The organism is Thermococcus barophilus MP, assembly GCF_000151105.2.
In the GTDB taxonomy this organism is placed as follows: domain Archaea; phylum Methanobacteriota_B; class Thermococci; order Thermococcales; family Thermococcaceae; genus Thermococcus_B; species Thermococcus_B barophilus.
The window spans coordinates 337,275-360,098 of the sequence record NC_014804.1 but is presented as its reverse complement, the minus strand read 5'-3'; the positions used below and the strand labels follow the sequence as shown (position 1 = coordinate 360,098).

26 protein-coding genes are annotated in these 22,824 nt (G+C 41.3%); 9 read left to right on the top strand and 17 right to left on the bottom strand.

Going from position 1 to position 22,824, the window contains the following annotated elements; all coding sequences use genetic code 11:
• Window positions 1-3 precede the first annotated feature (3 nt).
• From hisIE to TERMP_RS02155, 3 genes are read left to right on the top strand one after another with little or no spacing between them, the layout of a single operon-like run.
• Window positions 4-630 carry a bifunctional phosphoribosyl-AMP cyclohydrolase/phosphoribosyl-ATP diphosphatase HisIE gene (hisIE, locus tag TERMP_RS02165; RefSeq protein ID WP_013466708.1) on the top strand — a complete coding sequence of 209 codons (627 nt, stop codon included), beginning with the start codon at window positions 4-6 and terminating at the stop codon, window positions 628-630.
• On the top strand, window positions 627-1,640 hold the full coding sequence (gene hisC / locus TERMP_RS02160) for a histidinol-phosphate transaminase (protein WP_013466707.1): 1,014 nt from the start codon (window positions 627-629) through the stop codon (window positions 1,638-1,640). Before hisIE ends, hisC begins: the two co-directional genes overlap by 4 nt.
• Window positions 1,641-1,675: 35 nt before the next feature.
• Complete coding sequence (locus tag TERMP_RS02155; RefSeq protein WP_013466706.1) at window positions 1,676-2,404, top strand: HAD family hydrolase; 729 nt, start codon at window positions 1,676-1,678, stop codon at window positions 2,402-2,404.
• A 35-nt stretch (window positions 2,405-2,439) separates the two neighbouring features.
• Here the strand turns inward: TERMP_RS02155 and TERMP_RS11240 are convergent, their stop codons facing one another.
• The 14 genes from TERMP_RS11240 to TERMP_RS02085 all read right to left on the bottom strand — a co-directional run bounded on the left by TERMP_RS11240 (window position 2,440) and on the right by TERMP_RS02085 (window position 13,292).
• Complete coding sequence (locus tag TERMP_RS11240) at window positions 2,440-3,030, bottom strand: HAD family hydrolase (RefSeq protein ID WP_013466705.1); 591 nt, start codon at window positions 3,028-3,030, stop codon at window positions 2,440-2,442.
• An 85-nt stretch (window positions 3,031-3,115) separates the two neighbouring features.
• Complete coding sequence (locus TERMP_RS02145) at window positions 3,116-3,901, bottom strand: prephenate dehydrogenase (protein ID WP_013466704.1); 786 nt, start codon at window positions 3,899-3,901, stop codon at window positions 3,116-3,118.
• Entirely contained in the window at window positions 3,886-4,923 is a 1,038-nt protein-coding gene (locus TERMP_RS02140) for a pyridoxal phosphate-dependent aminotransferase (protein ID WP_013466703.1), read from the bottom strand. Before TERMP_RS02140 ends, TERMP_RS02145 begins: the two co-directional genes overlap by 16 nt.
• Window positions 4,907-5,146, bottom strand: a complete 240-nt coding sequence (locus tag TERMP_RS02135; RefSeq protein WP_237702847.1) for a chorismate mutase — start codon at window positions 5,144-5,146, stop codon at window positions 4,907-4,909. The genes TERMP_RS02140 and TERMP_RS02135 overlap by 17 nt, the downstream gene beginning before the upstream one ends.
• A complete protein-coding gene (aroC, locus tag TERMP_RS02130; RefSeq protein WP_013466701.1) occupies window positions 5,104-6,186 on the bottom strand; it encodes a chorismate synthase in 1,083 nt (360 codons plus the stop codon). Before aroC ends, TERMP_RS02135 begins: the two co-directional genes overlap by 43 nt.
• The gene (gene aroA, locus TERMP_RS02125) at window positions 6,183-7,394 is read right to left on the bottom strand and encodes a 3-phosphoshikimate 1-carboxyvinyltransferase (protein WP_013466700.1); all 1,212 of its coding nucleotides are present in this window, start codon (window positions 7,392-7,394) and stop codon (window positions 6,183-6,185) included. Before aroA ends, aroC begins: the two co-directional genes overlap by 4 nt.
• Before the next feature lie 4 nt (window positions 7,395-7,398).
• Window positions 7,399-8,214, bottom strand: a complete 816-nt coding sequence (locus tag TERMP_RS02120) for a shikimate kinase (RefSeq protein WP_013466699.1) — start codon at window positions 8,212-8,214, stop codon at window positions 7,399-7,401.
• Window positions 8,195-9,013 (bottom strand): shikimate dehydrogenase, encoded by an 819-nt coding sequence (locus tag TERMP_RS02115; protein WP_013466698.1) that lies wholly within the window; start codon window positions 9,011-9,013, stop codon window positions 8,195-8,197. The genes TERMP_RS02120 and TERMP_RS02115 overlap by 20 nt, the downstream gene beginning before the upstream one ends.
• Window positions 9,006-9,656 (bottom strand): type I 3-dehydroquinate dehydratase, encoded by a 651-nt coding sequence (aroD, locus tag TERMP_RS02110; protein ID WP_013466697.1) that lies wholly within the window; start codon window positions 9,654-9,656, stop codon window positions 9,006-9,008. Before aroD ends, TERMP_RS02115 begins: the two co-directional genes overlap by 8 nt.
• Window positions 9,637-10,635, bottom strand: a complete 999-nt coding sequence (aroB, locus tag TERMP_RS02105) for a 3-dehydroquinate synthase (protein ID WP_013466696.1) — start codon at window positions 10,633-10,635, stop codon at window positions 9,637-9,639. The genes aroD and aroB overlap by 20 nt, the downstream gene beginning before the upstream one ends.
• A complete protein-coding gene (gene aroF, locus TERMP_RS02100; protein ID WP_013466695.1) occupies window positions 10,623-11,408 on the bottom strand; it encodes a 3-deoxy-7-phosphoheptulonate synthase in 786 nt (261 codons plus the stop codon). The genes aroB and aroF overlap by 13 nt, the downstream gene beginning before the upstream one ends.
• A 4-nt stretch (window positions 11,409-11,412) precedes the next feature.
• Complete coding sequence (locus TERMP_RS02095; protein WP_013466694.1) at window positions 11,413-12,339, bottom strand: transketolase family protein; 927 nt, start codon at window positions 12,337-12,339, stop codon at window positions 11,413-11,415.
• Window positions 12,340-12,345: 6 nt separating this feature from the next.
• Window positions 12,346-13,011, bottom strand: a complete 666-nt coding sequence (locus TERMP_RS02090) for a 1-deoxy-D-xylulose-5-phosphate synthase N-terminal domain-containing protein (protein WP_013466693.1) — start codon at window positions 13,009-13,011, stop codon at window positions 12,346-12,348.
• Window positions 13,008-13,292, bottom strand: a complete 285-nt coding sequence (locus tag TERMP_RS02085; protein ID WP_193385911.1) for a hypothetical protein — start codon at window positions 13,290-13,292, stop codon at window positions 13,008-13,010. The genes TERMP_RS02090 and TERMP_RS02085 overlap by 4 nt, the downstream gene beginning before the upstream one ends.
• 283 nt (window positions 13,293-13,575) lie before the next feature.
• Between TERMP_RS02085 and TERMP_RS02080 the strand changes: the two genes are divergently transcribed.
• From TERMP_RS02080 to proC, 5 genes are read left to right on the top strand one after another with little or no spacing between them, the layout of a single operon-like run.
• Window positions 13,576-14,673, top strand: coding sequence for an aspartate kinase (locus TERMP_RS02080; RefSeq protein ID WP_013466691.1), 1,098 nt, complete (start codon window positions 13,576-13,578; stop codon window positions 14,671-14,673).
• Window positions 14,624-15,511: a homoserine kinase gene (locus tag TERMP_RS02075; RefSeq protein ID WP_013466690.1), complete on the top strand. Its 888-nt coding sequence runs from the start codon at window positions 14,624-14,626 to the stop codon at window positions 15,509-15,511. The genes TERMP_RS02080 and TERMP_RS02075 overlap by 50 nt, the downstream gene beginning before the upstream one ends.
• Window positions 15,496-16,671 (top strand): threonine synthase, encoded by a 1,176-nt coding sequence (thrC, locus tag TERMP_RS02070; RefSeq protein WP_013466689.1) that lies wholly within the window; start codon window positions 15,496-15,498, stop codon window positions 16,669-16,671. Before TERMP_RS02075 ends, thrC begins: the two co-directional genes overlap by 16 nt.
• Window positions 16,671-17,657: an aspartate-semialdehyde dehydrogenase gene (asd, locus tag TERMP_RS02065; protein ID WP_013466688.1), complete on the top strand. Its 987-nt coding sequence runs from the start codon at window positions 16,671-16,673 to the stop codon at window positions 17,655-17,657. The genes thrC and asd overlap by 1 nt, the downstream gene beginning before the upstream one ends.
• Window positions 17,654-18,436: a pyrroline-5-carboxylate reductase gene (gene proC / locus TERMP_RS02060; protein WP_013466687.1), complete on the top strand. Its 783-nt coding sequence runs from the start codon at window positions 17,654-17,656 to the stop codon at window positions 18,434-18,436. Before asd ends, proC begins: the two co-directional genes overlap by 4 nt.
• Before the next feature lie 21 nt (window positions 18,437-18,457).
• Here proC and TERMP_RS02055 read toward each other — a convergent pair whose 3' ends face one another.
• Entirely contained in the window at window positions 18,458-19,726 is a 1,269-nt protein-coding gene (locus TERMP_RS02055; protein ID WP_013466686.1) for a UbiD family decarboxylase, read from the bottom strand.
• A gap of 111 nt (window positions 19,727-19,837) precedes the next feature.
• Between TERMP_RS02055 and TERMP_RS02050 the strand changes: the two genes are divergently transcribed.
• Window positions 19,838-21,202 (top strand): DEAD/DEAH box helicase, encoded by a 1,365-nt coding sequence (locus TERMP_RS02050; RefSeq protein ID WP_013466685.1) that lies wholly within the window; start codon window positions 19,838-19,840, stop codon window positions 21,200-21,202.
• On the opposite strand, the gene truA is transcribed toward TERMP_RS02050, so the two are convergent.
• Together truA and TERMP_RS02040 are read right to left on the bottom strand one after the other, a co-directional pair.
• Window positions 21,197-21,997: a tRNA pseudouridine(38-40) synthase TruA gene (gene truA / locus TERMP_RS02045; RefSeq protein ID WP_013466684.1), complete on the bottom strand. Its 801-nt coding sequence runs from the start codon at window positions 21,995-21,997 to the stop codon at window positions 21,197-21,199. The genes TERMP_RS02050 and truA overlap by 6 nt on opposite strands.
• 411 nt (window positions 21,998-22,408) lie before the next feature.
• Window positions 22,409-22,819 carry a hypothetical protein gene (locus tag TERMP_RS02040; protein WP_013466682.1) on the bottom strand — a complete coding sequence of 137 codons (411 nt, stop codon included), beginning with the start codon at window positions 22,817-22,819 and terminating at the stop codon, window positions 22,409-22,411.
• Window positions 22,820-22,824 lie beyond the last annotated feature (5 nt).

Sequence of the window (22,824 nt, the reverse complement as noted above, 5' to 3'; positions counted from 1 at the left end):
AAAATGAAGGAGCTTATTGAAAAAGTCAACTGGGAGAGGAACAATGGGATTGTTCCAGTAATTGTCCAGGATACAAAGGGGGAAGTTCTAACATTGGCTTACATGAACAAAGAAGCTTTAATGAAGACGCTTGAAACGGGTTATGCCCACTACTATTCAAGGAGTCAAAAGAGAATTAGGATGAAAGGTGAGGTTAGTGGAAACGTTCAAAAAGTAAAGGAGATTAGGATAGACTGCGACAATGACGCTTTGCTTTTAATTGTTGAGCAAGTTGGTGTTGCATGCCACACTGGCAATTATTCATGCTTTTACAGAAAGTTAGGAGAGCCTGAAAAAGCCGTTGGTGGGATAGATTACTCGCTGACAATTTTGAGGGAGCTTGAAGAGTTGATAAAGCAGCGGAAAGAAAATCCAAAAGAAGATTCTTACACGTCAAGGCTGTTCAAAGAGGGGAAGGAGAAAATCTACAAGAAGTTTGGAGAGGAGGCAATTGAGGTTTTAGTCGCTGAAGGAAGGGAGAGAATAATATACGAGACTGCCGATTTGCTTTATCATCTGCTGGTTTTGCTTGCCTACAATGAAATCAGCTTAGGGAAAGTTATGGAGGAATTGAGGAGGCGGAGAAAGTGAAGATTCGAGGATTAGTTAAAAGTTTTGAGCCTTACAGGGTTTTGGAGGGCAACTACAAGATTTGGCTTGACAAGAACGAGAATCCCTTCGACCTGCCGCCAGAAATAAAAGAAGAGATTTTTGAAGAGCTCCGGAAAACTCCCTTCAATCGCTACCCACACATAACAGCCATGCCTCTGAGGGAGGCTATAGCGGAGTTTTATGGACTCAATCCAGAGAATGTTGCTGTAGGAAACGGAGGAGATGAGCTGCTGAGCTATTTGACCAGACTTTTTAAAGGGGACTACATAGTTACAACGCCTCCGACTTTTGGTATGTACTATTTCTATGCAAAGCTGAATGAAATTCCCGTCGTAGAAGTACCTCTGGACGAAAGCTTTACCATAAACGGCGATATGATCGCAGAGAAAGCTAAAAAAGCGAGCATTGTTTTCATAACCTCTCCAAACAACCCAACAGGTAATACCCAGCCAAGGGAAGAGATACTTAAAGTCCTCGATACTGGTGTTACGGTTGTTCTGGATGAAGCCTATGCAGAATTTTCAGGAAAGAGCTGTATTGATCTGCTTGATAAATATGAGAACCTCATAATTTTGAGGACATTTTCAAAGGCTTTCAGTTTGGCTGGAGCAAGGGCAGGTTACCTTCTGGCAGATGAAGAGATTATCAATGCTTTCTACAGAATTAAATCTCCATTCAGCCTCAACTCCTTAACAATGATCACGGCAAAAGTCATGCTAAATCACTATGATGTAGTTATGGAAAGAGTTAATTACATAATTAAAGAGCGTGAGCGCATCTATAAAAAATTCAAAGATTACGCTTATCCAAGCGAGGCAAACTTTCTGCTTATGCGCTTAGATGCCTATGAATTCCTTCTTGAGAAAGGCATTGTGGTGAGAAAGCTCGGTGGACAATTAAAGGAACACATAAGAGTTACCATCGGCAAGAGAGAGGAAAACGACGAGTTGATTAACGCATTAAAGGAGTTTTTGGAGGGAGATTACTAATTTCCTGCATGGGCCATGATTCGGGGGGTTAATTAATGACAGAGCTAAAATGGCTGATTTTTGACGTTGACGGCGTTTTAATTGACGTGAGCGAGAGCTACGACCTGGCGACAAAGCTGACTGTTGAGTATTTTCTAAAAAAGCTCGACAAAAGCATTGAAATCGAATTAGATTTAATAAGGACTCTACGAAGGAAAGGCGCATTTGGAGATGACTTCAAAGTTAGTGAAGCTTTGATAATCGGAGTCTTGACTGGAGACCTAAGGAGCTTTGTGCAAAACTTTCCAGCCGGAGAAGGGATAAGTTGGGTTAGAAAGCAGTTTGGAGTAGTAATAGATCCCAAAACCATTGAGAGGATTTTCAACACATTCTACCTTGGTGAGCACTACAAAGAGAGAGCTTTCGACTTTGAGGGGCTTTGGAAGAAGGAAAAGCCAATAGTGAAAAAAGAGCTCTTAGAAAAAGCCAACGAAAGATTCAAGCTTGGGATTATAACAGGGAGAAGTGCCTTAGAGCTTGAGTTGGCGGAGAAAATAGTTGGGTTTCACTTCAAAAATGCTGTGACAAGAGAACTTTATGTCAAGCCTGATCCAAAAGCCCTCTGGCATCTCACAAAAGGTGAGAAAGGAATTTACATTGGGGATACAATAAACGACGAACTGCTTGTGAAGAATTACAAAAAAGCTTACGGAAAAGATTTCAACTTCCTTATGGTGGGTAGAGATATCAAGGACGTGAATGAACTTTTACAGTCTCTTTTGTGAACTTTTTAGCTCTCCATTAACAGCCACAATAATATTTAGATCACATTAATAATCTCAGTGAAATCATTAATGCAAAAATCAGCTTCCCTTCTGAGAACTGGATTTCCTCCAACGCATATTTTAATGTCAGCCCATCTAAACATCGGCAAATCATTTGCTCCGTCTCCAACAGCCAACACAAATACGTTTTGGCGCCGATATCTTTTAACAACGCTTCCTTTGTCAATAAAATTTAAATTTGCTCCAACTACGATACCATTTTTGACTATTAAATTGTTTGAAATTATATCTGCTTTTGATTTTGAGAGTTCTTTTCCAATAACCTCCTTAAACATTCCACTTATAAGAATAATCTTAAACCCATCTTGTTTGAGGTAAGAAATTGTTTTTATTGTCCTATTTTTAAGTTTAAACTTCTCAGAGACTTTTTTGACTGTAGAAATCTCGAGCCCTCTAATTAGATCAATTCTCATCAAAAACCCCTGAAGCCAATTAATTTTTCCCGTAAGTCCAAGATGAAGCAAAGCCCTAATCTCGTCTCCATTCTCTACGTAATTCGCTATCTCATTCCAGAACTCAAAGTCAGTCAAAGTTCCTTCAACGTCTATGAATGCTATCTTCTCCATTTTCAACACTTTCCTTTTGAAATCCTTAAGCGATAAAAAGTTTTTCGGGGAGATAATGTCATTTAGACAGAATTTGTCAATTTAATTATGTTTCGCTTAACACTTTGTAAAATCTCTTATATCTCTCCTCAATTTCATGTTCAAACTTCTTCCTCAGCATTTCAATATCAAATTCTCCTTTTTCAGCAAATCTGAGGAATTCTCTAAGTTTATCCTTTGAGAACTCCAAAACCTCTTTAATAAACTCTGGTGAGTCATTGAGCACAGCCTTTGCGTAAGTGGCTAAATATTCAAAGGACGTGCCTCCGAAGTTTTCAACTCCTTCAAATTCCGAGAGAAAGCTCAGGAATGAGATGCCAATGAAATACGGAATCCCAATGACAAGTTTCATCATTTCATCGTGAGTTTTTGCATCTGCAATGAAGACTTCGGCTTTAAATTCCTTGAAAAGATTTATCACTGGAGTTATATCCCCTTCCCTTCCCTCAACTGGAATTACTATGAACCTTCTGCCTTCAAAGTTCTCAGCTCCAGCACCAAACATCGGATGAACACTACATACATTAACGCTCTCCGGAAATCTTTTGTAAATCTCTATCACATCTCTCTTGAATGTTGATATGTCAAAAATAGCCTTTCCTTGGCTTTTTTCACTTAATTTTGCAAGCGTTTCCAAAACTTGAGGGATCTCTTCAAGAGATTTTGCAACAATAATCACATCTGCCCATTTAAAAAGCTCATCTATTGAACCAAACAGCTTAAACTCAATTCCCTTTGCATGCCTTGAGTAAATTCCAACTTCATGCTTTGTGCTAAACTCTCTGGCAAACAGCTTCCCCATTTTTCCATAGCCGATTACCCCAATGCGCATAGCTTAACCTCCTTGATTATTTTGAGTCCTTCTTCAAGCCTCGAACTTACCAACGAAATTCTGATAAAATCTCTATAATCTCCGAAGGCTATCCCGGGAAAAACAGAGACACCCTTTTCCAAAAGCTTCTCGGCAAAGCTGAGCCCATCAACCCCTGTTTTAACAAAGAGGTAAAATGTCCCATCGGGTTTGTAAAATTCAAATGTCCCTTTCAGGATTCTTGAAGCAAGTCTTGCTCTCTCCTCGTAGATCCTTACAACCCTCTTTTTGATCTCATCCCTAATTTCCAGCGCTTTAACTCCCGCCCTTTGAATAAAGATGGGGACACAAGTTGTTGTTACTTCAAGAAACTTCTGCATAGCTTTAATATCCTCCCTTTGCGCTATTGCATATCCTACTCTAAATCCCGTCATGGAGAAGAGCTTTGAGAAGCCTTTAACGGTCACAACGTTGTCATAAAGCTCCCTCGCTGGTGTAAAGGGTTTAAAAGTTATGTCAGAGTAAATTTCATCGGCTAAAACTTTTACATTTTCATCCTCAGCGATCTCAAGGATTTCTTTAAGCTTTTCCCTTGGTAGAATTTTTCCCGTTGGATTGTTTGGATAGTTTAAGATGAGTAAGTCAACATTTAATCTTTCTATTTTTGGCTCCCAGCCTTCTTCAAGGGAAGTTTTAAAAATTCTGAGCTCTTTTCCGAACATCTTAGCTGGGCTCTCATACGCCTGCCAGTGAGGGGAAATTATTCCTATCCGCTTAGCCCTTAAGATTTGCGAAGCAATTAAAATCTTTGAGCCGTTGCCAACTATTACATTCTCCTTTTCAACGCCCTCAACCTCTGCTATCTTCTCTCTGAGCTCATCTAAGCCAGGAGTTTTAGTATAACCCGTTTCATATCTCTTTAACGAATTCACAGCCTCTTCTATTATCCTTTCATCTACCTTTATATCTGGCTGTCCCGCATCCAGCCTTATCTCAGGGTTGATGGAGGAGATCTTGTTAAAAAATTCATAAACGTTGAACATCTCTACAGACCTCCACTATCTTCTCAAAAACCTCCTTAAACTTACCAGCTCTCCTAAGGACTTCTTCCTCTCTTTTTTCATCCCTTATGGGCAAGTTTAACTCTCTCTTTATTTCTCCTATTTCCTTAGCAATTCTAACCCTCTCTTCCAAGAGCTCAATTATTTGTTTATCAATCTCATCTATCTTTTTCCTAAGCTCATTAAGCCTTTCCAACTCAACCACCTCAGCAAATGATCTGCCAAAATCAACGCCATCATTGCTTCAATAACTGGCAGAGCTTTTGGCACTATGCAGGAATCAAAGCGACCTCTGAGCTTTATCTCGGTTTCTTCCATCTTTTCCAAGTCAACCGTTCTTTGTGGCTTGTAAATTGAGGGTGTTGGTTTGAATGCAATTCTCGCAACTATTGGCATTCCGTTGCTTATCCCCCCTAAGATGCCGCCGCAGTTGTTGGTCTCTGTCATAATTTTCCCATCTTTGACAACAAAGGGATCGTTTGCCTCACTTCCTCTAAGCTCGGCTAGCTTAAAGCCTAAACCAAATTCAACCCCTTTGACAGCTGGAATTGCAAAGAAAGCTTTAGCTAAATCCCCTTCCAAATCTTCATCGTAAGGCCCACCAATGCCGGGAGGAACGTTTATAGCAACAACTTCCACAACACCTCCGACGCTGTCTCCCTCTTTCCTTGCTCTTTCCATCTCTTCGAGCATTTTTTGAAACGCTTCTTCATCTGGGCAAAAGCTGTTTTTTGAGATAAAGATTTCTTCAACGCTCAAATCCTTTGCTTTTATATTTCCAATGGATTTTATGTAGGCTTTCACTTCTATTCCAGCTTTTGCTAGAATTTCCTTCGCAAAGTAGCCGGCTATTACTATTCCAGCTGTCAATCTGCCGGAGAAAAATCCACCTCCTCTGTAATCGTTGAATCCAAAATATTTGATTTTAGCTGTGTAATCACTGTGCCCGGGCCTTGGAGTGTTTTTTATTTCCTCATAATAAGATGAATCAACATCTTTGTTCTCAATGATTACAGCTATAGGGAAGCCGGTCGTAAAGCCATTGAAAACTCCCGAGAGGATTACTGGCTCGTCGTTCTCTCTTCTTTTAGTTGAAAACCTCCTAATGCCCTTTCTCCTCTCAAGCTCAGCTTTCATCTTTTCTAAGTTGACTTTAATTCCTGGTGGAACTCCTTCAATTAAAACTCCAACGACTCTTCCATGGCTCTCTCCAAAGAGCGAAAATCTGAGCATTCTTCCCATCATTGGTCAATCAACCCCCGCAAATCTTTGAAGAAGTTTGGGTAGGACTTTTCAACGCATCTTTCGTTTAAGATAAGACTTTTTCCTTTTGCGCCCAAAGCGGCAATTGTGAGTGCCATCGCAATCCTGTGGTCATTCTGCGGATTCAATACAGTGCCTCTAAGCTCGCTCTTGCTTATTATTAGACCATCATCGAGTTCTTTTACTTTTGCACCCATCTTTGCCAGGTTCAAAGCCATAGTCCTTATCCTGTCGCTCTCTTTGTAGCGCAAATGCTTCGCCCTCAAAACTGTTTTTCCTTCCGAGTAAGCTCCTAAAACCGCTAAAATTGGAAAGAGGTCAGGAAAGTCCCTGCAATCAACTTCTTGCCCTACTAATTCATCCCTCTCAACTTCAACGTAGTCTTTGCCCGTTCTTATTTCTGCCCCAAACTCCCTCAAAAGGTCAAGAATTAGTTTATCAGCTTGAACATCCTCTTTATCTAATCCCTCAACCCTAACCTTACCGAATATTGCTCCAGCCACTAAAAAGAATGAAGCCGAGGAGTAATCACCGGGGATTGAGAAGTGATCAGCCTTTACACCTTGGTGAACGTGGAAAATGCCATCATCTCTTTCAACCTTAACATTGGCCCACTTCAGCGTTCTAAGCGTTATCTCAAGGTAGGGCTTTGAAACCGGGTTCAGCACCTCTATGCTCAACCCAACTTTGGCCCCCAAGATAAGCAGAGCAGTGATGAACTGCGATGAAATGCTTCCATCAACTCTCACGTAATCCTCTCTTATCTCCCCACCAAAAACCCTCACCGGCAGAAAGCCATTTGATTGGGTTTTTACGCCCAAATCATTCAAAGCTCTGAGCAGAGGTTCCATGGGGCGTTTCCTCAAAGATTCCTTTCCGTCTATCACGCTTCTCCCATCTGCTAAGGCACCAATGCCTATGGCCAACCTCGCGGTTGTTCCTGATTCAAAAGCGTTAATTTTGGCTGGCTCAACCTCTCCAGAGCTTTCGACAAAATTCCAATCTGCTCTGGCTCCAAATGCTCTCACGGCGTTCAGCGTTGCAAGCGTATCAGTGCAGATTAGCGGGTTCTCTATTTTTGTTTTCCCTTCCGAGAGCAATCCCAAAAATAATGCCCTATGCGTGTAGCTCTTTGAGGGGGGAGCCCTAATTTTTCCATCTAAAGTTTTCACCGGCGTGATTTCTATCATCGGCTCACCTCAGCCTTGTTGTCAAAACTTCCCCATAGTCTCTCCAAGTTTCTACAATTTTTTCGGGCTCTTCAGTTATTGCAAACATTGCAGGACCTTTTCCTGAAAGTCCGGCAACCACTCCGGCTCTTAGAGCCTCAACAATGGGTTCGAGATTATATCCCAAGAAAGACCCGTATATCAACCCGTTCAAAACCAGAGCTTTTTTCCACTCCCCTCTTAGTGCCAACTTAAAGGCTTCCTCGACATATGGAGCGAGGACTTTGAAGTTTCTCCCCCTCAGACTTGACGTCAGGAGGATTTCTTTGGGAATTAGCAAAACGACGGGTAGTTTCTCCACTTCCTCTTTCTTCAAGAGCTCAAGCTTTAAGTTGTCTGTCAAACATAGACCACCAAAGTACGAGGCACAGGCATCGTCAAATGCTCCCGTTAAAGTTACACCAGCTCTTTTCGATGCCTCAACTCCGAGCTTAACAACTTCAATATCGGACAACTCAATTTTAAGCTCTTTTAAGATTGCATCTGTTAAAGCGTTAGCTACCGCTGAACTGCTCTTCAAGCCCTTTCCAACTGGAATCTCCGAGTCTATCTTAACTTTAACGCCAAAATCTAAGCCGAATTTATCTTTAATTGTCTCCACAACTGTTCCAACTAACGAAAAGTCCTCAAACTTTTCCCCTCTAACGAAGATTTCACCGCTAACCCCTTCACCAGTCAGCTTAACCCCAACGCTAACCTTCAAATCTATTCCAATTGCTCCCCCCTTCCCGGTGGCAAAGGCATTGATTACCGTTACCGCGCTAAATGCTTCGCTTTTCACCTTTAAGCGCCTCCCGACGCATAAACTCAACGTCTGGCTTGACTCCAGTCCACAGCCTGAAGCTCTCGGCTCCTTGGTGGATTAGCATCCACAGGCCGTCAATAGTCAAACAGCCAACTTCTCTGGCTTCCCTTAAGAGATTGGTTTCCAAGGGGGAGTAAACGATATCAAAAACAACCAGATTTTCTCTCAAAAGCCCCTTTGGAATTGGACTCCTATCTTCGTTCATGCCAAGGGATGTGGCATTTATCACGATGTCAGCCCAGCTTAAGTAACGCTTCAAATTCTCCTTGCTCAGCTTACCCCCTTTGACGCCAAACTTTTCAAGCTCTTTTGCTTTTCTCTCAGTTCTATTCAAAACCACAACTTTGGCTAACCTGGAGAGAGTGTAGGCTATTGCCTTCCCGGCACCTCCAGCTCCCAAAAGCAAGACCCTTTTCCCCTCAACTTCCGTAAAGCGCTTTAGAGCTTTTAACGCACCAATACCGTCAGTGTTGTATCCAATGAGCTTCCCTTCTCTGTTTACTACTGTATTCACGCTTCCAATCGCTCTGGCTTCTTCTGAAAGCTCATCTAAAAACTCCAAAATTTGCTCTTTGTAGGGCATTGTAACATTCAATCCAGAAATCCCAAGAGCTTTAACCCCTTTAACCGCTGATTCCAAATCATCAACGTCAAAGGCTAAATAAACCGCGTTGATGTTGTATCTTTTGAACAGGGCGTTGTGGATAACTGGACTTAGCGAGTGCTCAACGGGCTTCCCGATTAATCCGTAGAGTCTCGTTTTGGCGTTAATCATTTCCATCACCAATTAGAGCTAAGAGCAGCTTCATGTCTTCAGCGCTTAGCTGTCCAGGTGCAGCTGCTTCGTCCAGAGAAGCGTAAGTAAATGGGCTTAAAATCAAGCTGAGAGCCCTTGAAATCTTCCCTTTTTCCCCCATGCAAAAAGCAATGAGGTTTTTTTCGTATTCATAGAGCCTTACAATCCTTACATTATCAATGTGGTGCTTGGCAAAGGTGACTACTTTTATGACGTCAGCTTTGAGCTTTTTCATTTCCTCCAAGAGTGCTTTGAGTTCTTCAAAGCTTGGCGTTTTCTCAAAATCGTGATATGAAATAATAACCCTAACTTTTTTCTCTCTTGCCAATCTTATTACATCTTCAGCAATCTTTGATTTGAACTCAACATCAACGAACGCTGGGTTAATCTCCAGGAACTCTTTGAAGAGTTTTAGTCTCTCTTCATCCCTAATCTCTCTGAATCCTCCTTCCTCCTTAGAACGCACTGTGATTATCAGCTTCCCAGCAAAGGGCTTCAGCTTTTCAATTCCCTCAAAGCTTTCCATGGCATCAACTCTAAGTTCATAGAGATCAGCTTCTCCTCTTTCAATTATTTTTATTACTTCATCAATGCCTTTAGCTTTAATTGTCCCTGCTATCATTTTTCATCGCCTCAAGAACAGCTAAAACTATTTTTTCCTCAACTTCCCTTATGGTAACTTTTCCAATCTCCTCTGGAAGTATGAAAACTAACCTCCCATACCAGGCTTTTTTATCTATTTTCATGGCTTCTAAAAGCTCCTTTGGTTCAAAGCTGTGCCTCTTTGGAAGGCTAAACTTATCTAATAATTCCTCGACTTTTCCAGAATCGAAACCGTTGACCTTTTCCGCTATTAGTGCGCTCGCCATCAAGCCGATAGCGACGGCAAAGCCGTGCTTTACCCTGTAATTTGAAGCTTTCTCTACTGCATGCCCAGCGGTGTGGCCTAAATTTAAAATCCTCCTCTTCCCGCTTTCCCTTAAGTCCTCTTCAACGATTCTGAGCTTTACGTTTACGCATTCTCTAATCAGCTCTTCATCGATTTTCCTGAAAGACTTGAGCTTCTTGTAGACTCTTGAATCAAGAATCCCGTACTTAACGACCTCGCCAAAGCCGTTCACTATTTCAACCTCGGGAAGTGTTTTCAGGGTTTCTGGATCAATTAGAACAAAGTTAGGCAAGTAAAAAGTTCCAATGATGTTTTTGCCCTCAAAATTAACCCCAGTCTTCCCCCCTATAGCGGCATCAACTTGAGCTAAAAGGGTCGTTGGAATCAAGCCCAAATAGGTTCCCCTCATAAAAGTAGAGGCAGCAAAAGCAGCTAAATCCGTCATAACCCCACCACCAAGTCCAATTATCAAGGATCTTCTTGTGAAGCTGATCTCAATTAGCTTTTTCCATATCTGCTGAGCCGTCTCTAAGCTTTTGAACTCCTCCCCATCGGGAATGACGATTGGAACAGCGTTTATCTGATCCAATATCTTATCCAACCAGAGCTTTTCGAGAGTTGTGTTGGTTATTACGGCGGTTTTGTAGGGAGAAAGCTCATCAACAATGCTTTTTAGCTTTTTAATGCTACCTTTCTTGATTATAATCTCCATTTTCTCAAGTCCTCCAGGAGTTCTTTGAATTCCTCGAAGTTCAGCTGCTGCTTTGAATCCGACATGGCTTTTTCGGGCTTTGGATGTACTTCAACCATGATTCCGTCCGCTCCGACGGCAAGTGCTGCTCTGGACAGGGGTTTAACTAAGCTCCTCTTTCCAGCAGCGTGGGAGGGGTCAACTATTATTGGAAGATGGGACAGCTCTTTAACGACTGGAACCGCTGAGATGTCAAGGGTAAAGCGCGTTGATGTTTCAAATGTTCTAATACCTCTCTCACAGAGAATGACGTTTTCATTTCCCTCAGCTAAGATGTATTCTGCCGAATAGAGCCACTCTTGAATCGTATTGGCAAAGCCTCTCTTTAAAATGACCGGCTTATCCCTTTTGCCGACCTCTTTCAGAAGATCAAAGTTTTGAGCGTTTCTCGTCCCGATTTGCAGAATATCAACGTATTTAGACACGAGTTCAACTTTCCCTGTATCCATAACTTCACTGACCGTAACTAAGCCAAACTCTTCTCCAGCTTTTTTGAGCCATCTCAAAGCCTTTTCTCCATGCCCTTGGAAAGAGTAGGGGCTTGTGCGGGGCTTAAATGTTCCTCCTCTCAGGACTTTAACACCAAGCCCGCTCAAAAATTCTGCAGTTTTCATTATCTGCTCCTCTGTTTCAACGGAACACGGTCCGGCAATTATGGTAAATCCTTCCCCAAATTTGACCCCATCAACTTTGACAACGGTCTTAGCTTTGTATTCTTTGCTGAATTTAAACATCAAATTACCCCCCAACTGCTTTGACTATTCTCTTTGCAATTTTATCAGCACTTAAGCCGTAGAAATCCAGTAACGCTAAGTAGTCCCTCGAGCTTCTGCCAAACTCTTCTGCTCCAATTCTAATGACCCTCTTTGGTATCTTTTCGCTCAAAACTTCTGCTACAGCTCCTCCAAGCCCTCCAAAAATGCTGTGCTCTTCCAAGGTGACTATTAAGCTGACTTTTTTAGCTATTTTGAGCAATGTGTTCTCATCAAGGGGCTTTATCGTGTGAAAATCCGCCACTCCAACGCTCAGGTCTTTAAGCTTTTCAGCGACTTCTAAAGCCACTGAAACCATGAATCCACAGGCAATCAAAAAAACATCCTCCCCTTCCCTTAGGATTTCTGCCTTGCCAACTTTGAGCTCTTCTCCATCGTAAACCTTTACCGTGTAATCCCTTCCCAGACGCATGTAAAAGGGCCCTTCGCTTTCAACCATCTGCTCAAGGAGAACTCTGGTTGCATAAGCATCTGCCGGTACAAGGACTCTCATGTTCGGCAAAACCCTCATCAAAGCTATGTCCTCTAAGCATTGATGCGATGAGCCATCCATGAAATCGGAAAAACCCGAATGAGTCGTAACAATTTTGACGTTTAGGTTATCCCTTGCCACTGTGTTTCTTATCTGTTCCCATGCTCTCATCATAAAAGCTGCAAAAGCAGAAGCTATTGGAATTTTGCCAGCTATCGCGAAGCCTGCCGCCGTTGAAATTAAATCCTGCTCACTTATGCCTATCTGGAAGAATCTACCGGGGAAAGCTTTTTCAAAGTAAATCGTTTTTGTTGAGCCCTTTACATCCGCATCGAGAACTACAACGTTTTCGTTCTCCTTTCCCATCTCAACTAAAGCCCTTCCAAAGGCTTCCCTAAAGCTTTCGATGATTTTATCCATAGCCTTTCACTCCCATTTAGCTATTATTACTTTCGGCTTTCCCTTTACTTTATCGAGCTCAAAGAGCAACTTTAGGAGTTTCTCGGCATTGTTTTCAACCTCAAACACTTCCCAGCCAAAGGAATTCCACTTCTCTGCCAAGGGTTCTTTTGACATTATCTCCTCTGTCATTCCTGTTAACTGCCTAAAGTTCCTATCGACAATGGCTATAACATTGTCAAGCCTATAATGCGAAGAAGTCATTGCTGCTTCCCAGATTTGTCCTTCATCCAGTTCTCCATCGCCTAAGATCACATAAACATTCCTTTCTTCTCCTTCGAGCTTTGATGCCAGTGCAATTCCGTTGGCAACTGATAATCCCTGTCCCAATGAACCGCTTGAGACCTCAATGAATGGGAAACCCCTGATAACGTGGCTCGGCAGTCCATCTAAATTGGCAAAGCTTTTCAGCTCATCTTCACTTAAAAGTCCAAGCCCTGAAAGGATTACGTAAAATGCTGGCGCCGAGTGTCCTTTGCTTAAGATTATTACGTCATTTTCTCTTTTCTTTGCTATCACAGCCTTTAAAATCTCAAGGCACGTCATAGAGGAGTTGAGGTGGAAGTTGTTCACTCCTGAGAGCATTTCTTTGAGCTTGTCACTTAAGACCAAGTGAATCAAGCTTTCGCTCATTCTACCACCTCGAGAATTTTTAGAACGAGCTTTCCATGTTTTGTCAGTTCAACGGGCTTTGGATTGTTCTTTTCGCCGTAGTCAATTAAGCCGAGCTCTTTCAGAATCCTGGCATTGAGCTTTAATGTTGAGATTGGCTTCTTGGTATCCTTGCTAATCTCTTCTAAAAGGGCATTTAGGGAACGATGCTTCCCATTTATGCTCCTTAGAATTAGCATCTGATTTTCATTCAAAGCCCTTAAAAAGAGCTTTCTAAAAACAGCTAATTCTTCTTTTTCAATCCTTGGGTTTGGGGTTACAGATATTGGCGGGGCATCACCATCACCGAACTTTGAAGACTCTTTATTACTATTTAAATTTTTGGTCAGGAAAAGCCAGCCAGCCTATCATTATGGTATTTTAAACCGCAGTTAGTTGAACTAACTTAAAGATTATTGCATGAAAATATGTCATTTTGACAATCGTTTTCAGGCGAATTTTACAAATCTCGACAAAAAGACAGAAAATTTTCGAAAAAATTTATAAGAATATTAAAAACTCTACGGATAAGGTGATGCACTATCGGTGATTTACAAACTCTCCGCTAAGTCAAGGGTAATTATTAAATTTGGAGGAAGTTCAGTTAGAGACTCTTTTAGTGAAGCGTTAGAACTTGTTCAAAAGTTTCATGAGGGCAATGAAGTTGTAATTGTTCTATCCGCATTGAAAGGTGTTACAGATTTACTACTAAAGTTAGCAGAAACCAGGAGTCCGGAGATTCTTGAAGAGTTGGAGGAAATACATTTAGGGGCAATTGAGAAGCTTGGAATCGAACTAAGTATTGAAAATGAAATCAAAGAACTTAGATTTATCCTGGAAAATGAGAAGAGATTCCCAAACAGAAAGGCGTATGTGGATTATGTTCTATCATTTGGGGAAAGACTGTCAGTAAAGATTTTTTCAAAAGCCTTAGAAGATGAAGGGATCAAAAGCTCTCCAGTTGATGCTTTTTATCTAATAGAAACGGATGGAAACTTTGGCAACGCCAGAGTTGATTTGGAAAAAACAAAAGGCAATATTTGGACAATAGAGCGTCTACTGGAAAAGGGTAAGATTCCAGTTGTTACAGGATTTCTTGGGAATTTTAATGGCATCAGAACTACATTGGGAAGAGGGGGAAGTGATTACACCGCCTCAGTTTTGGGATATCTGCTGAACGCCAGGGCTGTCTTAATAATGAGTGATGTTAAAGGGATCTACACCGCCGATCCAAGGATAGTCAAAAATGCCAGAATTATCCCATTTATATCCTACGAAGAGGCTTTAACAGCTTCAAGACTTGGAATGAAGGCATTACATGAGAGAACAATTGAACCGATAAAAGATAGAGTTCCGCTAATCCTTGGAAAGACAAGTGAATGGAGATTAGGAACATTGGTTTCGGATATCAGCTTTAAAATGCCAATAATAACCTACAAAACTTTCAGAGATACTGCGGAGATAGGAGTTGTTGGAGCTTTTCATGTTGATGTAGAATATCCCATTGTCGAACATGGCAGGAACTTTGTATGCTTTCTCGTTGAAAGAGATAATCTTGAAGCTGCTTTAAACGAGATCCATGAGGTGGTTTTAAATGAAAGTCTCAGCACCAGCGACGATAGCGAACTTTGGACCCGGATTTGATGTGTTTGGTTTGTGCCTTGATGAACCAAGAGATGTCATCAAAGTCAAAGAAAGCGATGAGGTTATGGTAGAGGTCGAGGGATTCAACGTGCCAGAAGACCCAGAAAAGAACGTTGCTTCAATATCTGCCCTTGCACTCTTGAAGATGCTTAAAGCGGAAATGGGATTTAGGATGAAGATTATAAAGGGGATAAGACCCAAAAGCGGGCTTGGAAGTTCTGGAGCATCAGCTTTAGGTGGGGCATTAGCATTAGCAAAGCTCCTTGGAGTTGAAAATAGGGAACTCATAATAAAGGCCGCTCTTGAGGGAGAAAAAGCTGCATCTGGAAGTGCTCATGGAGATAACATTGTTCCCTCACTCTTTGGCGGGTTTACAATATTAAAATCCCTCTCACCTCTTGAAGTGTTTAAGCTCGATGTCAGCTTTAAACTCGTCATAGTTCTTCCAAAAGTTGAAGTTAGCACAAAAAGAGCAAGAGCAGTGTTACCAAGATATGTTCCTCTAAGCGATGCTGTCAGAAATTTAGCCCTTGCAAGTGCCTTAATCTCAGCTTTGAAAGAAGGTGATATAGAAAAAGCCGGAAAACTTCTGGATGACTACTTGGCTATTCCTTACAGAAAACCGCTCATACCATGGTTCGATAATGTTAGAAGAGCTGCACTGGAAAGCGGGGCTTATGGTGTTTCTCTGTCGGGTTCGGGTCCAGCAATGTTTGCTTTGGGGGAGGATTTAGGGGATATTGGAAAGGCTATGGTTGAAGCCTTTGAGAATGAGGGAATTGGAGCGGAATATTTCATAACCAAAGTTGGAGGAGGAGCGAAATGCTCAGATGTATAGAGTGCGGCAAAGAATACTCGGAAGATGAAGTTAGATATAGATGTGAATGCGGTGGCTTACTGGAGATAATTATAGATTTGGATAAAGTTGAAAATGTTTTTGATGGAAAAAACATGACACTCTGGAAGTACAAGAGCTTTATTCCAGTTGAAAAAAGAGTTTCTCTCAAGGAAGGAGGGACACCTCTCTATCGTTTGGAAAACCTTCAGAAAGAGCTTGAGATGAGAGAGCTTTACGTCAAGAACGAAGGTGCAAATCCAACAGGTTCTTTCAAAGACAGGGGAATGACGGTCGGTGTCTCAAAGGCAATTGAGCTGGGCATGGACAAAGTTATATGCGCCTCAACGGGGAATACTTCAGCATCTTTAGCTGCATATTCAGCAAAAGCCGGGATAAAGAGCTATGTTTTAGTACCAAGCGGAAAGATAGCCTTAGGAAAGCTTGCCCAAGCGATAGTTTATGGTGCAAAGGTTGTTCCAGTTAGGGGAAACTTTGACAATGCTTTAAGGGTTGTAGTGGAGGCAAGCAGGGAATTGGGAGTTTACATGCTCAACTCTATAAATCCATTCCGCCTTGAGGGACAGAAAACGATAGCTTTTGAAATATTTGACCAACTTGGCTCTGTTCCAGATAACGTTATTCTGCCCGTAGGAAACGCTGGCAACATTTCAGCAATCTGGAAGGGTTTTAAAGAGCTTTACGAGGCAGGATTTATCGATAAGCTACCAAGGATGATTGGTATTCAGGCTGAAGGAGCATCTCCACTGGCTAAAGCCTGGAAGAAGAAGAGAGAGTTCAAGCCTGAAGAGAAACCCGAAACTGTAGCAACAGCCATAAGGATTGGAAATCCAGCTAACTGGAAGAAAGCTTGGAGAGCTGTTGAAGAATCAGGCGGATTGTTTGAAAGCGTGAGTGATGAAGAGATCCTGAAAGCTCAAAAACTGCTCGCATCAAAGGAGGGAATTTTTGTCGAACCAGCATCGGCATCTTCCTTGGCTGGTCTAATTAAGCTGAAAGAACTTAACCTAATTGAGCCAGATGAAAGCTATGTTTTAATTACAACGGGACATGGACTGAAAGACCCGAACATAATTATTGAGAACTTTAAGCTTCCGGAGCCGATAGAGCCGAGTTTGGAAGCGTTTAAGGAGGTTCTCTGATGGAGGTTGCAATTTTAGGTGCTACAGGTTTAGTTGGACAGATATTTGTAAGGCTCTTAGAAAATCACCCCTGGTTTAAAATTGAAAGATTGGTAGCCTCAGAGAGATCAAAGGGAAAAAAGTACAGAGAGATTGCAGAATGGGTCAGTGATGATACTGGGGATATAGAGGTAGAGAGCTTGGAAGATTTCCTGAAGAATCCAGACGTGGACTTAGTCTTCTCAGCTTTGCCCTCTTCAATAGCCGGTAAAGTTGAGGAAAAGCTTGCCGAGAAAATTCCCGTGTTCAGCAACGCTTCGTCCCATAGATATGAAGATGATGTGCCCATTTTAGTTCCAGAGGTTAACGCGGACCAGTTAAAGCTTATCGAATTTCAGCAAGAGCAAAGAGGGTGGGAGGGGTTTATAGTTACAAACCCAAACTGTTCCACAGCCATTTTAATGCTTTCGCTGAAAGTTCTTTCAGAATTCGGACTCAAAAAGGTCAACGTTGCAACGATGCAGGCAATAAGTGGAGCTGGATTTAAGGGCTTATCGGCTCTGCAGATCTTTGACAACGTAATTCCCTACATTGAAAAAGAGGAGTGGAAAATCGAGAATGAATCAAGGAAGATCCTTGGCTTTGACTTTGAGATGTCAGCCATTACAACGAGGGTTCCAGTATCTCATGGACACACAGAGGCAGTTTTTGTTGAACTTAGTGAAGACATCAGTGTAGAAGAACTTAGAAAAGCTTTTGACTCATTTGATCCATTGAAAAAGCTTAAGCTTCCTTCATATGCAAAGCCAATCGTTTATAAGGAAATTCCCCAGCCAAAACTTCACAGAAAACTCGGCAATGGAATGACAGTTACAGTTGGAAGATTAGAAAAAATCGGGAAGAAAAAGTTCAAATACGTCACTTTAGGACACAATTTAGTTAGAGGAGCTGCTGGAGGTTCGATTCTGAATGCAGAGCTATCTTATAGGTTAGGGGTGATAAAATGAAAATAGCTGTAATCGGGGCTGGAACAGTTGGAAGTGCTGTTGCCAAAGCGCTCTCAGAGAAATATGAAGTCATAGCCACAAGGAGAAGAATTGAAAAGGTCAGATGGCTCGAAAAACATGGCGTTAAGCTCATGAAGGACAATAAGGCTGCAGCTGAAGTAGCAGATGTCATTATACTCACTGTAAAGCCAAATAAAGTTAGAAAAGTTCTTGAAGAAATTAGAGAAGTCGTTAAAGGGAAAATCGTCATTTCATTTGCCGCTGGCATTCCTTTAAAGGTTCTTAAAAGCTCAGCTGATGCAAAGTTTGTTAGAGCTATGCCGAATATAGCAATTCTCGTGAAAGAATCGTTCACAGCTTATGCCACAAATGATCTGAGCGATGAAGAAATAAAGCTTGTTGAGGAGATTTTTGAAACCTTTGGAAAGTGCATTAAAATTGAAGAGGAATACATGGACGCAATAACAGGTCTGAGCGGCTCTGGACCAGCTTATGCTTCCGTCTTTTTAGAATCTCTCATATATGGAGGTTTAAAAGTTGGATTACCAAGGGATGTTGCCCTACTCGCAGCTGCTCAGACCCTTCTGGGCACAGCAAAGCTCCTCTTGGAGACAAATTTACACCCGGCCCAAATTAGAGATATGGTGATAACCCCAGGAGGAACAACGATAGATGGTATTTTTGAGCTTGAAGACAGCAGGGTAAGAACGGCGATAATGAAAGCTGTGGATGCCGCGACGAAGAAGTCGAAGATTCTGTCGCTTGAGATTAATCGGTAAAATAAGGTTGAAAAGGAAAGGTCATAATTTAGCCCTCTCAAACTCTTCCTTTTTATCCAAAGGCTTCGTGGCATCAATGCCCCACTTTGCTGTCAGGCTTTTATCGGCTGAAGGGTCAAGCGAAGAGCCCCTTGCATTTGGAATTACCACCAAATCCCTATCAGCTTGAAATCTTGTTGCTATAGCCCACTCCACTTCCCTGTCATCATAGATGTTTACATCCTCATCAACAACTACAACGTGCTTTAATGATGGATGTCCTGCAAATGCCGCCAATATAGCGTTCTTTCCATCGCCATCGTGGTGCTTTGTAATTGAAACAACGGCATGAAGCCACATGCAGCCTCCTTCCGTCAGCCTTACTCCATGCACTTTAGGGACAACCCTTTTCACGCTCTTGTAGATTTGAGGCTCTTTTGGAAGGCCCATGAGCATGTAGTGCTCATAGCCTCCTGGCAGAAGGACATGGAAAATTGGATTGTCAACGTGGTACATCTTCTCAAAAACTACGACGGGCTGCTTTCTGATGTGATCATAAGTTCCCGTTATGTCAACGAAAGGACCTTCATCAGTCAGCTCCGGCAGAATCTTTGCCTCAAAAACAAGCTCACTCTCCGCTGGAACTTCAATACCGTTGACATTGACAACCTCTAAAGGCGACCCTAAGGTTTTCTCCTTTATTGCAGAAGCAATGTTAAGCTCACTCTTGCCGTATTCTACGCTTGTAGCAGCGGCAAGCAAAACATAGATTGGATTACCAACAATTATTCTGACATCAAGCTCTTCTCCTCTCTCTGCTTTCTCTTTCCACATTGCATACAAGTGACGGGGAACAATTCTTATTGCTGTCCTTTTATCATCAATCACCATCATTCTGTGGAAAGACATGTTCACAAAGCCGTTTTCGTCTTTCGCAACTACAACAGCAGACGTGAAATATTCCCCTCCATCTTTTGGGTAGTACTTTGGAATCGGGAGTTCTTTAAGGGAGAAATCTTTAGTGATGTTTTCCATGAACTCTGCTTTCTCAATTAATTTGTAATCGTGAAGATTATCCATTGCGCACTCCATAACATGCAGAATATCCTCTTTTTTAATGCCCAAGTATTTTGCTATTCTCTCCCTCGTTGACCAGAGATTACCAACGACCTCCCATCCATCAACATCTTTGAAGAGAACAGGCTTTGTTTTGTATTTAAGCAAATATTTCGTTATCTCAAGGCTTTTGCTAATGGGCTTTTCAATAGTGACAACTTCATCTTCAAATTTTTCGATGATTTCCCTCAGCATAACACCACCATTCCAAATTATGCTAACCCACTTTTATCCTTTCTGTACAAATTTGAGGCAAAAAGTCTATAAAGAGTTTTTTCCAAAACTGTCTTTTGATTGACGATGGCCATGGTAACGTTACGAATCCCAGATAAAAGTGCAAAGGTCATCATAGAGAAGGCAGAACCGAAAGTGTACTTTATGATTTATGAAGCCTTAAGCTACAAGAGAGATTTCGGTAAATGGGAGAAGCCTGAAAGCTTATATGATCCATATGAGAAGTCTTTTCCCGTAGGTCTGATTCCGAGAGTTAAGAGACTTTTGAATTCCAAAGGTTACCGGGTTAGGATTATAGATGAAAGGAAAGTGGAAGGCATCAATCTGAACTCAGAATGGAACGAGAAGTACAAACTAAGGAGATATCAGCAGAAAGCCGTTAGAAAGGCAATAAAGGCAAAGATGGGTGTTCTTGCGTTACCTGTTGGTAGTGGAAAAACAGTTGTTGGCTTGAGGATAGTCCACGAACTCGATCTTTCTGCCCTTATAGTCGTTCACACTAAGGAACTCCTCTATCAGTGGAAAGAAAAAGTTGAAGAAGTTCTCGGAGTCGAAGCTGGCATTGTGGGGGATAACAAATGGAATGAAAAACCCGTAACTGTGGCAATGATTCAGACGCTTCTTTCAAGAGGTGCTGATAAACTTGAGCTCCCATATGCTATTGTAATTTTTGATGAGTGTCACAGAACTTCAGCGGCTGAAAAGTTCTACCAGCTTGGTATGTCTCTCCCCCAAGTCTACCGCTTTGGGCTCTCAGCTACACCATGGAGACGGATTAGAGGGGAAGAGATAAAGATCGAAGGAGCAATAGGGCCTATAATCTATGAGGTTAAGGCAGATGAGCTGATTAGAGAAGGATTCTTGGCAAAACCAAAATTCGAAATTATACAATACAAGTCAAAAATGCCAGCATTAGCTGAGAGATACAAGGAGCTCTACGAAGAAATGATCATGGAAAATGAGGAAAGAAATAAGGCTATAGTTGAAAAAGCTATTGAACTTGCAAAAGAAGGACACAGGGTCTTGATTGATGTCAGGAGAATTGATCACGGGGAAATCTTGGTGAAGATGCTCAAGGAGAGAGGGGTTAACGCTGAGTTTTTAAGCTCTCAAAGCCCCAATAGATGGGAAATTTTTGAGAAATTTAAAAAAGGGGAAATTCAAGTCTTGGTTTCAACTCTGCTTAAAGAGGGAGTTGACATACCAGAAATTTCTGCTATAATTTTAGCTGGCGGGGGAAAGAGTGACATAATGACAATCCAGACCATAGGAAGAGCCTTGAGACCAAAGGATGGAAGGGAAGCGGTAATAGTTGATGTGCAGGATGATGATCCGCTATTATTCACACACTTTATCGAAAGGGAGAAAGCTTTGAAGCATTATTACGGAAAATTTTACGATAATGGTATTTCAACCAAGGTCAAACAAAAATCATAAATAAGATAACCAATCCTTAAACATGCCAGCTTTGACCAAAAAGCTACTAAACCTTTCGAAAAACTCCTGTTTAATCTTTCTGAGTGAGTATTCATCAATTTGAAAGATGATATTTTCATATTTTATTTCCCACAGAACAAGATTTTCTGGAGGGGAAGGAGGAAGCTTTTTATCAGTTCTTCCTTCCAGCATTTTTCGTATATCTTCAGTTTCAACAATACCAAAACCACACAGTTTCAATGCAGTTACAATTCTCCTCACCATTTCCCAGAGAAAGCTCTTTCCTTCAATTTCAATTATGATCAAATCTCCCCTTGGGATAATTTCAAGTCTGTTAACTTCTCTTATGGGGTCTTTAAACTTTTCTACCCTGGCAAAGGCAGAAAAATCATGGGTGCCAACGAAAAGTCTGGCACATTCTTTCATTGCATTTACATCAAACCCTTCATCAACCAAGTAGTACCGGTAAATTTTGCTCTTTGCCCAGAACCTCGGGTGGAAGTCATCTGAAACTTGAGCAACTCCTAAAACCCAAATATCTCTTAAATGATGATTTAAAACTCTGGGCTGGGCTAATTTTGGATTTTCCGTGTTAAATGCAATCACATTTCCCAAGGCACTAACTCCCCTATCTGTCCTTGATGCCCCTTTAAAATTAGCATTTTCTGGAGACTCAATTACATCAAGCTTTTGAAGAACCCTAATTATTTCGCCTTCCACGGTTCTTAACCCTGGCTGTCGCTGGAATCCATAAAATTTACTTCCATCATATGCTATTTTCAACGCAATCCTCATCTTTTTCGCCTACAATTGGATAATAAGCTTTAGTTATAAAAGACTTTTGGAAATAAAACTTTTATCTTGTTTTTTGAATTTGAAAATCTTATACATTGCTGTACAATAATTACCTTCCAAGTTTTTCTCCAAACATTGGTGTCTTTTGTTATGTAAATCTTTATAAATGTAAAGGAAAAATGTTCAAATTTAGCCAAATATGTCTTAAATTTTTCGAAACATTGACAATAAAACTGAGACAAAGTTTAAATGCACATGGATGGTTATTATTACTGGGGGTGAAGAGAGTGGAGAACAAATGTATTAGGGATAATGAAGTATTAAGCGCTGTTGAAAACTTTGAGATAATGCTCACTCAGTTGATTAAGATATTGGAAAAGATCAAGAAGAAAAAACTTAAAGTTTAGTTTTTTAATTTTTAGGCTTCTCAGCCCTTCTTTGATTAACTAAATCACCCAGATATGCAAACCCATACAATGCAACAACTGTACTAACGACCAGTCCTAAAATATCCGTTATGGTTGCCTCAAGTCTGTATAGGGTTAATCCCAAAATTCCAACTGCTATAAGAAGAAGTGTCATCATCACTTTTATACCAAACTCTTCGACATAAGAAACTAAGCCAAAAAGGAGCCACACAACTATTTCAAAGTATATATACGCATCTCTCACACTCCCAGCTTTCCAGTTAGCCAGGGCTATGCCAACCATCATTAGCAATATAACAAATCTTCCCCATTCCCTGTGCCTTTCCATAAGTTTTGGGATAAACATTCCGATTAAAAGCCCTATGACAATTGCAAATACAACTCCCAAGTTCATTGCAC